Genomic DNA, 12,421 nt, shown 5'->3' on the forward strand with positions numbered 1-12,421 from the left:
CATGCTGTGATGTAGATAACTTAACCTCGGATGCACGTCCCCTACGGAAAGCAGGTCGCGATGAAGACAAAAGGCGCTCTCATCTGGGAGTTCAACAAGCCGTGGTCCATCGAGGAGATCGAGATCGGCGATCCGGTCAAGGACGAGGTCAAGATCCAGATGGAAGCGTCGGGCATGTGCCACTCCGACCACCACCTGGTCACCGGAGGCATCCCGATGGCCGGCTTCCCGGTGCTCGGCGGCCACGAGGGCGCCGGCATCGTCACCGAGGTCGGCCCCGGCGTCGAGGACATCGAGCCCGGCGATCACGTCGTGCTGTCCTTCATCCCGTCGTGTGGTGCATGTCCGTCGTGTCAGGCCGGGATGCGCAACCTCTGCGATCTGGGCGCGGGCCTACTCGGTGGCCTGGCCGTCTCCGACAACACCCACCGCATTACGGCCAACGGCCAGCCCGTCTTCCCCATGACGCTGCTCGGCACGTTCAGCCCGTACATGGTGGTGCACAAGAGCTCGGTGGTGAAGATCGACAAGTCGATTCCATTCGAGGTCGCCTGCCTGGTGGGCTGTGGCGTGACGACGGGCTACGGTTCGGCCGTGAAGGCCGGCGACATCCGCCCGGGCGACGACGTCGCCATCATCGGCGTCGGCGGGGTCGGCATGTCCGCACTGCAGGGTGCGGCCAACGCGGGCGCTCGCAACATCTTCGTGATCGAACCCGTCGAGTGGAAGCGTGACGCCGCGCTGAAGTTCGGTGGCACGCATGCCTATCCGGACCTGGAGTCGGCGTTCGGCGGCATCGCCGAGGTCACCCACGGGCTGATGGCCAAGCAGGTCATCGTGACGGTCGGCGAGTTGCACGGCGCTGACGTCGACAGCTACGTCAACCTGACCGCCAAGGGTGGTACGACCGTGCTGACGGCCATCGGCAGCCTGCTGGACTCCAATGTCAGCTTGAACCTGGCGATGCTGACCCTGATGCAGAAACGCCTGCAGGGCACCATCTTCGGCGGCGGCAATCCGCACTACGACATCCCTCAGCTGCTGTCGATGTACAAGGCAGGCAAGCTCAACATCGACGACATGATCACCCGCCAATACAAGCTGGAGCAGATCAACGACGGCTACAAGGACATGTTGGAGGGTCGCAACATTCGCGGCGTCATCCGCTACACCGATGCCGACAGGTAGGAGATGATCGGGTGAGTAGCCCTGTGCGGGGCATCGTCACCAGCGCCGGCCGGCCGCTGCGCGCATTCGCCGGGCGCTTCGCACGTTGAGCCAATTCGCCCACCTCTTGGCGCCGGGCCGCATCGGCTCGATGCACGTGCGCAACCGCATCGTCATGTCGCCGATGGAAACCATGTACGGCACACCCGACGGGCTGCCGTCCGAGCGCACTCGCGACTACTTCGTCGCCCGCGCCAAGGGCGGCGTCGGGCTGATCACGGTCGGCGCCACGGGCATCGACCATCACCACCCGGAGACACCCGGCGGCCTGCACCTGGGCACCGACGCCGCGGTCGATGCGCACCGTGCGCTGGTGGACGCCGTGCACGAGCACGGCGCCAAGATTCAGCCCCAGATCGTGCATGCCGGCCCGGACGGCCTCGGGCCGGAGATGCACGGCGTCACGTCGATCGGGCCGTCGGTCATCCCGTCGTACCTCACCGGCCGGCCGTCGGCCGAGGTGACGCGTGAACAGATCGTCGAGGTGTTCGACCTGTTCAAGGCTGCGGTGCGGCGTGCCGCCGAGGCGGGGTACGACGGCATCGAACTGCACGCCGCGCACGGGTACATGTTCCTCGGCTCCTTCCTTGCCCCGCAACGCAATCGGCGCACAGACGAGTACCGCGGCGACTCCGTGCAGGGCCGACTGCGGGTGGTGCTCGAGGCGCTGGCGGCCATCCGCTCCGAGGTGGGTGACGCATTCCCGATCACGCTGCGAATCTCCGGCTACGAACGCGTCGCGGGCGGCCGTCCGATGTCCGAAACCGCCCAGGTGGCACCGCAACTCGTCGCGGCCGGTGTGGACGCCTTCCACGTCAGCGGCGGCGTGATCGACCGGCTGGTGACGGGGATGGTCAACGCCGCCGACGACGGCGACGCGCTGAACGTGGGGGCGGCGGCGGCCGTCAAGCAGGTGGTCGACGTCCCGGTGATCGCGGTGGGCCGCATCCACGACCCGGCGCGCGCCGAATGGATCCTCGCCAACGGTCGCGCCGACTTCATCGCGATGGGCCGCCCGATGCTGGCCGACCCCGAACTCGCGCTGAAGGTCGCCTCCGGCCAGGCCACCCGTGTCCGCAAGTGCATCTCCTGCGAGAACTGCATCGACGCCATGGAACAACGCTTCTCGGTGGACTGCGCGGTCAACCCGCGGACCGGCAAGGAACGCGAACTGGCCGTCCGTCGCGCCGAGCGCGCGAAGCGGGTGACCGTGATCGGCAGCGGCCCAGCCGGACTGGAAGCGGCACGGGTGGCGGCCGAGCGCGGCCACCACGTCACGCTGTTCGAGCGCAACGACCAGCTCGGTGGCGCCCTGGTCTGGGCGTCGATCCTGCATCCCGAGAACGAGCCGTTCCTGCGCTACCTGCGCGACGAGATCGCCCGCAGCAGCGTGAACGTGGTGCTTGGCCACGAGGTGTGCGCCGACGACGTCGTCGAGACGGCGCCCGACGCCGTGGTGGTGGCCAACGGCGGCCACGTGGTGCTGCCCTCGATCCCGGGCGATCACCTCCCGCTGGTGCAGCGCGGGCCAGCACTGCGCGAACTGCTGGCCGGACACGCCGACGCCGACGCCCCGGGCTGGCAGCGCCTCGGTGCGCGGGTCCTCGGTGGCTGGCGGCAGCGCCTGGTGCGCCCGTCAGCGGTAAGGCTGGCGACCAAGGCGTGGATGCCGCTTGGTGCCCGCGTCGCCATCGTCGGTGGCGACCTCGTCGCGCTGGAACTGGCCGAATTCCTCGCCGCACGTGGACGTTTCGTGACCATCCTGGAATCGGGGAAGGTGGTCGCCCCCGAGATCGGCGGCAAGCGGAAGACCGAACACATGGACCGGCTCGACCATCTTGGCGTCACCGTCCACGTACGTGCCGAGGTCGAACGGATCGTTCCCGCGGGGTTGATGTTCACCCCGGCCGGCGGCACCAGCCGCCACCTGTCCGCCGACAGCGTGGTCGTCGCCGGCGCACTGCAGGCCAATACCGAACTGTACGAGAAGCTCAGCGCCGCATTACCGAACTCTGCAGTCACCGCGGCGGGTGATTGCACGGGTCTTGGACTCGTCCGCAAGGCCACCGAAGACGGCGCCCGCGCCGCCTGCGCCATCTAGTAAAAGGAGAATCACCGTGTCACAGGAGACCGCTCAGCACTCACCCGCGCTCGCCGCATCGCAGTCGTCGTGGCGGTGCGTGCAGGCCCACGACCGCGAGGGCTGGCTGGCGTTGATGGCCGACGAGGTCGTCGTCGAGGATCCGATCGGACCGTCGGTGACCAACCCCGACGGCACCGGTGTGCGCGGCAAGGAGGCCCTCGCCGCGTTCTACGACGCGAACATCTCCGCCAACCAACTCCGGATCACCTGTGAGGAGACGTTTCCCTCCAGCTCCCCCGACGAGGTGGCCCATATTCTGGTGCTGCGCAGCAAGTTCGAGGGCGGCTTCACCAGCACCGTGCGCGGCGTGTTCACCTACCGCGTCAACGAGGCCGGTCTGATCGCCAACATGCGGGGCTACTGGAACATGGACGTGATGCAGTTCGGCCAGGAGGGCCAAAGCTGACCATCGACGGGCCGCTGGCCGGCCGCGGCGCCGTCGTGGTCGGTGGTTCCCGCGGCATCGGGCTCGCGGTCGCCGAACTGTTGACCGCCCTCGGTGCCGGCGTGGTGGTCAACGGCCGAGACTTCGACGCCGTGTCGGAGGCCGTGGAACGCATCGGCGGGCGGGCGAGCGCGTTCGCCGGGTCGCCAGCCGATCCGGACACCGCCGACGCGCTGATCGACTTCTGCGTCGACGAATTCGGTGGCATCGACATCCTCGTCAACTGCGCGGGCACGGCCGAGCCTGCCGGTTCGTCGATCCTGACCGTCACCTCCGCGCAGTTCCACGAGCTGCTCGACGCGCATCTCGGCACGGTGTTCGAGACGTGCCGCGCGGCGGCGCCGAAGATGGTGGCGCGCGGCGGCGGTGCGATCGTCAACACCAGCTCGTTCGCGTTCCTGGGCGACTACGGCGGCACCGGGTACCCGGCGGGCAAGGGCGCCGTCAACGGCCTGACGCTGGCGATCGCCGCCGAGCTCAAGGCCTTTGGGGTGCGCGCGAACGTGGTGTGCCCAGGTGCGAAGACCCGACTGTCCACCGGTGCGGAGTACGAAGCTCACATCGCCGAGCTGAATCGCCGTGGGCTACTCGACGACGTCAGCATGCAGGGTGCGCTCGACGCCGCGCCGCCCGAGTACGCCGCACCGACGTACGCCTATCTGGTCAGCGACCTCGCCAAGGACGTCACCGGCCAGATCTTCATCGCCGCAGGCGGTTTCGTCGGCCGCTTCGACCGTCAGACTCCGAGCATCGTCGCGTACCGGGACCACCACGGCTCACCGCCGTGGTCGATCGAGGATCTCGACGGGTTCGTCGACGCGGGTTAGCGCAGGTCCGCTAGCACCCCAAGAATCGGCAGGTTGCGTTGGTGTCCTCGCCAGCGACTAGGCGCCAGTTGCCGCCACGGCCGCCGTCTTCGACTTTGAGTCCAACGATCTGCGGCGGATATCCGCGCACCGGGGCGTAGAAGTTGTGGCAGACCGTCCAGTCCCAGTCCACTTCTACGAAACCTCCGGGGACTGGCTGGCCCGGGCACCAGGTACCCGACGTGGGGTCTGCTTGGGCGATGCCGGCGCCCAGCCCCAACGAGGCCAGACTCATCCCGCCCGACACCAGCGCCGCTCCGGCCAGTACTGCGATTCGTCGCATCATGTTGATTCAGCTCTCTGGTGGTCGGTGATATGTGACAACAAGAGAGTGCATCCGACCGCTTGGGAAATTCTTGACGTGCAGAACTCGCGAGGATTGCGCCGAGATCTGCGTACGCGTCGTGCTTCGGCCCCGCGCAACGACGCTCACGCAGAAATCGGCGTGGATTACGCGAGTTCTGCACGAGTGTCGTCTAACGCGGCGCCGTCAGGTCGTAGATCGTCGCGGCGCCCACCACGATCGGCGTGAAGTGCATCTGCACCCACTGCTGGATCTTCCCGCTGACGAGCAGGTGCTGGCCGACGCGATAGTCCGTGCGATGGTCGCCCGTCATCGTGATGAAGTAGTGGATGCGGTGTGCGGCGACGAGCTGCTCGAACTGCTTGCGTGACGGCGCCGGGTCGGAGCCGTTGAAGCCGCCGACCGGCATCACCGGATCTTGCGTCGCCAGTTGATAACCCGCGGCGCACGTGGATCCGACCGTCGCCGCGACCCAGGTGAAGTGACCGGCATTCACCTCGAGACGGTCCACCACTGCGACGGGTGGCGCGACCGCCTTCAGGAGGCCGCAGCTACCCGCCTCGATTGTGGACCCATCGGTCTCGGACTGCTTGAACGCCGCCGTGGCCAGCAACGCAGCGGTCGACGTCGTCACCGGACCGGCGGCGGGCAATGCCCCGGGCGCGCGATGCGACACCGTCGTCAACGCGTATGCCGCCGGCCCTGCCAACCCCAGCACCACCGCGGCGGTCAGTACGACCGCGTGGACGTCGCGCCGCCGTGTCCACGGTGCATCGACCCGCATCAGCCACGCCAGCAGCACGGCGACGGACGCCACCACGATCCACCGCAGCCCCGGGTAGTAGCGCGGGAAGTGCTGCAGGATCGCGTATCCCGTCACCGCGGTGGCCGCCCCCGCCGCAGCCAGCGTCGCCTGCGCCCACAATCGGCCGCGTCGCTGCCAGCACACCGCGACTCCAATGCCGACTAGCGCCGCGATGGGCGGACCGAGTATCGCGGTGTAGTACGGGTGGAAGATGCCGGCCATGAAGCTCAGCACCACTGCGGCGGCGATCAGCCACAATCCCCACGCCAGCACCGACGCCCGCCGGACGTCACGGCGCGGCGCACGCCATCGCCAGGCAAGCAACGCGATCAAGAACACGACGGCAGCCGGTAGCAGCCACGCGATCTGGCCGATCTGCGCCGCCTGGAACAACCGCCCGGCACCCGGCCCGCCGAAACCGTGGGCGACCTTCGCCGACGGCCCGAGCGGCATGCCCACGCTACCCACCTCGTGCCCGTTGAGCCTGCCGAAGCCGTTGTAGCCGAACGTCAGTTCCAGCTCCGAATTGTGTTGGGAGCCACCGATCCACGGCCGGTCGTCGGCCGGCCACAGCTGCACCAACGCCACCCACCAGCCGCCGGCCAGCACCGCCGCGACGAGCGCGAGACCGACCTGCCACGTCCGGCGCAGCCAGGTCGGTGGGCCGGCGATCAGGTATGGGACGAACAACGCGGGCAGCATCAGGACCACCACCAGTTGCTTGGTCAGATACCCACAGCCGACCAGCACGCCGCACAACACCAGCCAGCGGGTGCGCCCGTCGTCGACCGTGCGCAGGGCCGCCCACAGCGCAGCCGTCAGCAAGAGCACCAGCAGTGCGTCCGGATTGTTGTGCCGGAAGATGGCCACCACCACCGGAGTGAGCGCGAATACCACGCCCGCGATCAGACCCGCCGCGTCGCCGAACCTGCGGCGCACGGTGTCCCACATCAACGCCACGCTCGCCACGCCCGCCAGCGCCTGCGGCACCAGGAGGCTCCACGAGTTGAGCCCGAACAGCCGCACCGACAACGCCATCGGCCACAGTGACATCGGCGGCTTGTCGACGGTGATGGAGTTGGCCGCATCCGACGATCCGAACAGGAAGGCCTTCCACGATTGCGAACCAGCTTGGGCGGCAGCCGAATAGAAGACGTTGGCCCAGCCCTGCATACTGAGGTCCCACATATACAACACCGCGCTGCCGATGAGCAGCGCGGCGAGGGCCCAACGGGTGCGGGTCACATGCGGTGCACGCCGAACACCCGCCGCAACGCGACGAACCGGACCATCGTGGCGACCAGGTTGGCGACCACGAGAACGGACAACTCCACGACCTTGCCGACCGTCGGGTCGAAGCGGTGCAGGACGTACAGCGAGCCGCTGGTGATGGCCAGCCCGAACGCGAAGACGACGAGGCCGTGCATTTGATGGCGGGCGGCACCGCCGCGGCCGCGGATGCCGAACGTGAACGCCCGGTTGGCTGCGGTGTTGGCGACGGCGGTGAGCAGCAGCGCGGTCAGGTTGGCGGCCTGTGCACCCATCGTCGAGTGCAACATCAGATACAGCAGGGCGTAGGCCAATGTGCTTGCGATACCGACGATTCCGAACCGAACCAATTGCCCGACCATGCCGTGGGGAACGCCCGGCACCAAGGGCTCGCGGCCGAGACTGGCCTGCAGTTCGCGCACCGGAAGCGCCCCGGTGGCCAGCGCCCGGCCCACCCGCCAGCAACCCTTGAGGTCGTTGACCGCCGTGCGCAGCACGTCGACCCGGGAATCGGGGTCGTCGATCCAGTCGACCGGCACCTCGTGGATCCGCAGCCCAGCGCGCTCGGCGATGACCAGCAGTTCGGTGTCGAAGAACCAACCGGTGTCGGCGACGAGGGGCAGCAATCGCCGTGCCACGTCGGCGCGCACCGCCTTGAACCCACACTGGGCATCCGAGAACCGTGCACCCAGTGCGCCGCGCAGGATCAGATTGTAACTGCGCGAAACGAATTCGCGCTTGGGCCCACGGACCACCCGCGACGACGCCGAGAGGCGTGACCCAATGGCCACATCAGAATGACCCGAGATCAGGGGCGCCACCAACGGCATCAGCGCGGTCAGGTCGGTGGACAGGTCGACGTCCATGTAGGCCACCACCGTCGCGGTCGACGACATCCACGCCGCGTGCAGAGCGCCGCCGCGGCCCTTGCGGTCGAGATGAATGACCTCGACGTCGGGCAGTTCGCGGGCCAGCTGCCGCGCCACCGCGAGCGTGCCGTCGGTGCTGGCGTTGTCGGCCACCGTGATCCGGGCCGGATACGGCACCTCGGTGGCCAGGAAGTGGTGCAGTCGCCGGACGCTGCCAGGCAGGTCGCGTTCCTCGTCGAAGACCGGGATCACGATGTCCAGCACGTAGTCGCGCTTCGCCGGGAGCGCAGCCAACTCGGCCGGTCTGGGCCCTGCCAGGTCGGTCACGGAGCCGCCCGGCGGCGACATTCGAACATGGCGTCAACCGTCGCCCAGCAAGCTGCCACCGGTCTGCGGCGAGGCTGGGAAGTTGCTGGCAGCGCGGTTCTGGCATGCTCGAACCCATGTCCTCCGTCTTCACCAAGATCATCAACAGGGAACTGCCGGGCCGCTTCGTGTACGAGGACGACGACGTGGTCGCGTTCCTCACCATCCAGCCGATGACGCAGGGCCACACGTTGGTGGTGCCGCGCGAGGAGATCGACAACTGGCAGGACGTCGAACCCGCCGCCTTCAATCAGGTGATGGCGGTGTCGCAGAAGATCGGCAAGGCCGTCTGCAAGGCGTTCGGGGCGCAGCGCTCCGGCGTGATCATCGCCGGACTCGAGGTGCCGCACCTACACGTGCACGTCTTCCCGGCGTACAACCTGACCGACTTCGGCTTCGCCAACGTCGACCGTGACCCGTCGCCCGAATCGCTCGACGAGGCACAGACCAAGATCAAGGCGGCGCTGGCCGAACTCGGCTAACCGGCGGGCAGGAGCGAAGCGACCGGGGAATCGATTTAACCGACCGGTACCGCCACGTCGGCGATGCGCGGCAGGGTGACCGTGAACCGGCACCCGCTGCCTGGAGCGGTGGTGACGCTGACCGTGCCGCCGTGCGCGTACACCAGCGAGTCCACGATCGACAGTCCCAGCCCGGTGCCGCCGCTGGCCCGCGCCCTCGACGAGTCGGTGCGGTAGAACCGCTCGAACACCCGTTGCGCGTCCTCGCCGGTCATGCCGGGCCCCTCATCGCAGACCTCGAGCACGGCGTTCCCGCCGTCGGTGCCGACGCGCACCGCGACGCCCGCGGACTCGGGCGTGTGCTGCAACGCGTTGGCGACCAGGTTGCTCAGCACCTGCCGCAGCCGGGCCTCGTCGCCGAGCACCTCAGGCGTGCCTGGCCCGTCGAAGACCTGCATCGTGATGTCGCGCTTGGGCGCAACGGATCTGGCGTCGTGCACCGCGTCGCTGGCCAGCGACAGCAGGTCGACGCGATTGCGTTCGAGCGGGCGCTGCGCATCGAGGCGGGCCAGCAGCAGAAGATCCTCGACGAGCAGACCCATCCGCCGAGCCTCGCTCTCGATGCGGCTCATCAACAACTCCATGTCGCGCGCGGCGCCCTGGCGGTACAGCTCGGCGAAGCCGCGGATGGTGGTCAGCGGTGTGCGCAGCTCGTGGCTGGCGTCGGTGATGAACCGGCGCATCCGGTCTTCGGAGGTACGCGCCTGCTCGGCCGACGACTCCGACGACGCGACCGCACGCTGAATTTGGGCCAGCATTCCGTTGAGCGCCAACGATAATCGGCCAACCTCGGTGCGTGTGTCACGTTGTGGAATGCGGCGGTCGAGCTCTCCCGCGGCGATCGCGGCCGCGGTCTGCTCCACTTCGACGAGCGGCCGGAGGCTGCGATGCACGACGGCGTAGCCGGCGATCCCGAGCACCAGCAGCACCGCCGCACCGAGGCCGACCTGCGACCAGGTCAGCGCGCGCACCGTCGACGACACGTCCGACAGGTCGATGGCGACGGTCGTGAGTTCACCGCGGGGCCCGCGCACCGTCATCGCCCGCCACTGCACGTTCGAGTGGTCGATCGAACCGACCGTCACAGGCACCGGTCCGACGTCATTGTTGTCGGGCAGCGCCGGTTCGGCGTCGCGGTCGTTGACCGCCATCCACACGCGACCGTCCGGATCGATGCCGCGGACGTAGAAGTTCGACGGTGGCCTGGCCGGGTTGGGACCTTCGATCGGGGTGCTCGGCGTCCGGCGGGGGGCTTGGGCCCAGCCGCGGGAGGCGTCGAGCAACGTCTGGTCGACGCGGTTGATGAGGCTGTGCTTGATGATGGACGTGACGGCGACACCGGAGGCCAGCAGGCCGCACGCCACCAGGAGCAGGGTGGCGGCAACCAGCCCGACCCGAAGAGGAATGCCCCGTCCGCGCAGTCTCGCCATCCCCCTATTGTTCGCTAGGTCGAGCTAGATCTTCGGCTGTTGACTACCGCGGTTCGCGCAGCACGTACCCAACTCCGCGCAGCGTGTGCAGCAGCCGCTTCTCGCCGGTGTCGATCTTGCGCCGCAGGTACGACACGTAGGACTCGACGACGTTGACGTCGCCGCCGAAGTCGTAGCGCCAGACGTGGTCGAGGATCTTCGGCTTGGACAGCACCGTGCCCGCGTTGATGATGAAGTACCGCAGCAACGTGAACTCGGTGGGCGACAGCGATACCGGCTCGCCGGCCTTCCACACCTCGTGGGTGTCCTCGTCGAGCTCGATGTCGGCGAACGAAAGGCGAGCGCTGCGAGGCTCCTCGACGCCGCGGCCCGACCGCCGCAGGATCACCCGCAACCGGGCCACCACCTCTTCCAGGCTGAACGGCTTGGTGACGTAGTCGTCGCCGCCGAGCGTCAGGCCGGCGATCTTGTCCTGAAGGGTGTCGCGTGCGGTCAGGAACAGTGCCGGCGAATCGATGCCGTCGGCGCGCAGGCGGCGCAGCACGCCGAACCCGTCCATTCCCGGCATCATGACGTCGAGGATGACGGCGTCGGGCCGTATCTCCCTGGCCTTGTCCAGCGCGGCGGGACCGCTCGACGCGGTATGCACCTCGAAGCCCTGGAACTTGAGGCTCACGGAGAGCAGTTCCACGATGTTAGTTTCATCATCGACGACGAGGACGCGCGCTTCTGGGACGGATTCGGGGATCGCAGCAGCCATGGCCATGCGACTAGCGTCCACCCATTTACTGGCATTACACCTGCAGGAGCGCTGTGAGCTTCCTGTGAGTTGGTTTTCCAGGCGATAAGCGCAACCACCAGGGCGACTGTGACCGCCGCCATAGACTGGCTGGATGAATCTTGGCAAAACCCTGGTCGACCTGGCCACCGCGCCGGCCCGCATCGGCCTCGCCGTTGCCGACGCCGGTCTGACGGTCGCCAACGGGGCGCTGGGCGTCGCGAAGACCACGCTCGGTGACACCAGCGCGGGGCCAGGGCCGGCATCCGTGGCCAGCATGTTCGGCATCGACGACGCCGTCGCCCGCGCCAATCGGTTGGCCAAGCTGATGGACGAGGACCAGCCCCTTGGCCGGGCGCTGGCACCGGACGGACCCGTCGACCGGCTGCTGCAGCCCGGTGGTCTGGTGGACAAGCTGACCATGCCCGGCGGTGTGATCGACCGGCTGACGCAGGAGAACAGCGGCCTGATGCGCGCCATCGAGCCGGGCGGACTCGTCGACCAACTGCTGGCCGAGGACGGGCTGCTCGACCGAGTGCTGGCCGAGGATGGCGTCGCCGATCGGCTACTGGCCGAGGGCGGCGTGATCGACACCCTCACCGCGAAGAACGGTCCGCTCGAACAGCTCGCGACCGTGGCGGACACGCTGAACCGACTGACCCCGGGGCTCGAGGCATTGGAGCCGACGATCGAGGCGTTGCGCGAGGCCGTCATCACGCTCAGCGCGGTGGTCAACCCGCTGAGCAACATCGCCGATCGAATCCCGTTCCCAGGCCGCCGCCCGAGGAGCCGTCCGCCGTCACGGACCGTGACGTCGCAGCGCGTTATCGACGCCGACGAGTGACCCGATAAACTCCTGCCTCGCAGGCCTCCTTAGCTCAGTGGTAGAGCGTTCGCCTTGTAAGCGGAATGTCATCGGTTCAATCCCGATAGGAGGCTCCAACTTCAACGCCGGCTGGTTGTCGGTGCCCGGTCGTAGCTTCGGAGCATGAGACAGTGCCGCGGCTGCGGTTCGGAACTCGTGAAACGCAGCCAGAAGATCTACTGCAGTAACGCATGTCAGTCGTTGGTCCGGCGCGAAATCGGTACCAAACGTTGGCTCGAATCCGGCGAGGCGGTCGTCGCCACCTACCACGACCACTACATCCGGCAGTATCTCGCCGCCGCTCAGTCCGGCTGCTGCGCGATTTGCGGCGGAGCCAGCGTCTGGCTGGACCTGCCGCTGGCCTTCGTGTTGGACCACATCGACGGGGACTCGACCAACAATCGGCGGGAGAACCTCCGGCTGATCTGTCCGAACTGCGATTCACAGCTTGCGACGTACAAGAGCCGGAACCGCGGCAAGGGCCGCCATTACCGCAGGCAGCGCTACGCGAACGGCCAGTCGTACTGACGGAA

General features: G+C 67.9%; 12 protein-coding genes and 1 tRNA gene. 8 read left to right on the forward strand and 5 right to left on the reverse strand.

Annotation, left to right across the window (positions count from 1 at the left end; genetic code table 11):
* Positions 1-60: 60 nt before the first annotated feature.
* The 4 genes from N536_RS0108535 (at position 61) to N536_RS0108550 (ending at position 4,642) form a co-directional block, all read left to right on the forward strand.
* Entirely contained in the window at positions 61-1,188 is a 1,128-nt protein-coding gene (locus N536_RS0108535; RefSeq protein ID WP_029113236.1) for an NDMA-dependent alcohol dehydrogenase, read from the forward strand.
* Between the two features lie 85 nt (positions 1,189-1,273).
* Positions 1,274-3,328 (forward strand): FAD-dependent oxidoreductase, encoded by a 2,055-nt coding sequence (locus N536_RS0108540; RefSeq protein ID WP_029113237.1) that lies wholly within the window; start codon positions 1,274-1,276, stop codon positions 3,326-3,328.
* 16 nt (positions 3,329-3,344) lie between these two features.
* Positions 3,345-3,776 carry a ketosteroid isomerase family protein gene (locus N536_RS0108545; protein WP_081809102.1) on the forward strand — a complete coding sequence of 144 codons (432 nt, stop codon included), beginning with the start codon at positions 3,345-3,347 and terminating at the stop codon, positions 3,774-3,776.
* Positions 3,777-3,811: 35 nt separating this feature from the next.
* Positions 3,812-4,642 (forward strand): SDR family NAD(P)-dependent oxidoreductase, encoded by an 831-nt coding sequence (locus N536_RS0108550; protein WP_029113239.1) that lies wholly within the window; start codon positions 3,812-3,814, stop codon positions 4,640-4,642.
* A gap of 10 nt (positions 4,643-4,652) precedes the next feature.
* On the opposite strand, the gene N536_RS37780 is transcribed toward N536_RS0108550, so the two are convergent.
* The 3 genes from N536_RS37780 to N536_RS0108565 form a co-directional block, all read right to left on the reverse strand.
* On the reverse strand, positions 4,653-4,967 hold the full coding sequence (locus tag N536_RS37780) for a hypothetical protein (RefSeq protein WP_036435781.1): 315 nt from the start codon (positions 4,965-4,967) through the stop codon (positions 4,653-4,655).
* Between the two features lie 190 nt (positions 4,968-5,157).
* Complete coding sequence (locus N536_RS37785; RefSeq protein ID WP_081809123.1) at positions 5,158-6,978, reverse strand: glycosyltransferase family 39 protein; 1,821 nt, start codon at positions 6,976-6,978, stop codon at positions 5,158-5,160.
* A 53-nt stretch (positions 6,979-7,031) separates the two neighbouring features.
* On the reverse strand, positions 7,032-8,276 hold the full coding sequence (locus tag N536_RS0108565) for a bifunctional glycosyltransferase family 2/GtrA family protein (RefSeq protein ID WP_081809103.1): 1,245 nt from the start codon (positions 8,274-8,276) through the stop codon (positions 7,032-7,034).
* 95 nt (positions 8,277-8,371) lie between these two features.
* Here N536_RS0108565 and N536_RS0108570 point away from each other — a divergent pair, with 95 nt between their 5' ends.
* A complete protein-coding gene (locus N536_RS0108570) occupies positions 8,372-8,776 on the forward strand; it encodes an HIT family protein (protein ID WP_029113241.1) in 405 nt (134 codons plus the stop codon).
* 35 nt (positions 8,777-8,811) lie between these two features.
* Here the strand turns inward: N536_RS0108570 and N536_RS0108575 are convergent, their stop codons facing one another.
* Together N536_RS0108575 and N536_RS0108580 are read right to left on the reverse strand one after the other, a co-directional pair.
* Positions 8,812-10,245 (reverse strand): cell wall metabolism sensor histidine kinase WalK, encoded by a 1,434-nt coding sequence (locus tag N536_RS0108575; RefSeq protein ID WP_029113242.1) that lies wholly within the window; start codon positions 10,243-10,245, stop codon positions 8,812-8,814.
* Between the two features lie 43 nt (positions 10,246-10,288).
* A complete protein-coding gene (locus N536_RS0108580; RefSeq protein ID WP_029113243.1) occupies positions 10,289-11,011 on the reverse strand; it encodes a response regulator transcription factor in 723 nt (240 codons plus the stop codon).
* Positions 11,012-11,138: 127 nt separating this feature from the next.
* Here N536_RS0108580 and N536_RS0108585 point away from each other — a divergent pair, with 127 nt between their 5' ends.
* From N536_RS0108585 to N536_RS0108595, 3 genes are all read left to right on the forward strand, one after another.
* Positions 11,139-11,867, forward strand: coding sequence for a hypothetical protein (locus N536_RS0108585; protein ID WP_029113244.1), 729 nt, complete (start codon positions 11,139-11,141; stop codon positions 11,865-11,867).
* Between the two features lie 23 nt (positions 11,868-11,890).
* Positions 11,891-11,965, forward strand: a tRNA-Thr gene (locus N536_RS0108590).
* A 46-nt stretch (positions 11,966-12,011) separates the two neighbouring features.
* Positions 12,012-12,416: an HNH endonuclease gene (locus N536_RS0108595; protein ID WP_029113245.1), complete on the forward strand. Its 405-nt coding sequence runs from the start codon at positions 12,012-12,014 to the stop codon at positions 12,414-12,416.
* The last annotated feature ends 5 nt before the right edge of the window (positions 12,417-12,421 follow it).

It is taken from the genome of Mycobacterium sp. URHB0044 (assembly GCF_000620625.1).
Lineage (GTDB): Bacteria > Actinomycetota > Actinomycetes > Mycobacteriales > Mycobacteriaceae > Mycobacterium.

What these genes read in the sequence shown, in the direction of transcription:
- N536_RS0108535 (WP_029113236.1), top strand. Translation starts at nt 61, where the DNA reads ATGAAGACAAAAGGCGCTCTCATCTGGGAGTTCAACAAGCCGTGGTCC.
- N536_RS37780 (WP_036435781.1), bottom strand. Translation starts at nt 4,967, where the DNA reads ATGATGCGACGAATCGCAGTACTGGCCGGAGCGGCGCTGGTGTCGGGC.
- N536_RS37785 (WP_081809123.1), bottom strand. Translation starts at nt 6,978, where the DNA reads ATGTGGGACCTCAGTATGCAGGGCTGGGCCAACGTCTTCTATTCGGCT.
- N536_RS0108565 (WP_081809103.1), bottom strand. Translation starts at nt 8,276, where the DNA reads ATGTCGCCGCCGGGCGGCTCCGTGACCGACCTGGCAGGGCCCAGACCG.
- N536_RS0108570 (WP_029113241.1), top strand. Translation starts at nt 8,372, where the DNA reads ATGTCCTCCGTCTTCACCAAGATCATCAACAGGGAACTGCCGGGCCGC.
- N536_RS0108575 (WP_029113242.1), bottom strand. Translation starts at nt 10,245, where the DNA reads ATGGCGAGACTGCGCGGACGGGGCATTCCTCTTCGGGTCGGGCTGGTT.
- N536_RS0108580 (WP_029113243.1), bottom strand. Translation starts at nt 11,011, where the DNA reads ATGGCCATGGCTGCTGCGATCCCCGAATCCGTCCCAGAAGCGCGCGTC.
- N536_RS0108585 (WP_029113244.1), top strand. Translation starts at nt 11,139, where the DNA reads ATGAATCTTGGCAAAACCCTGGTCGACCTGGCCACCGCGCCGGCCCGC.
- N536_RS0108595 (WP_029113245.1), top strand. Translation starts at nt 12,012, where the DNA reads ATGAGACAGTGCCGCGGCTGCGGTTCGGAACTCGTGAAACGCAGCCAG.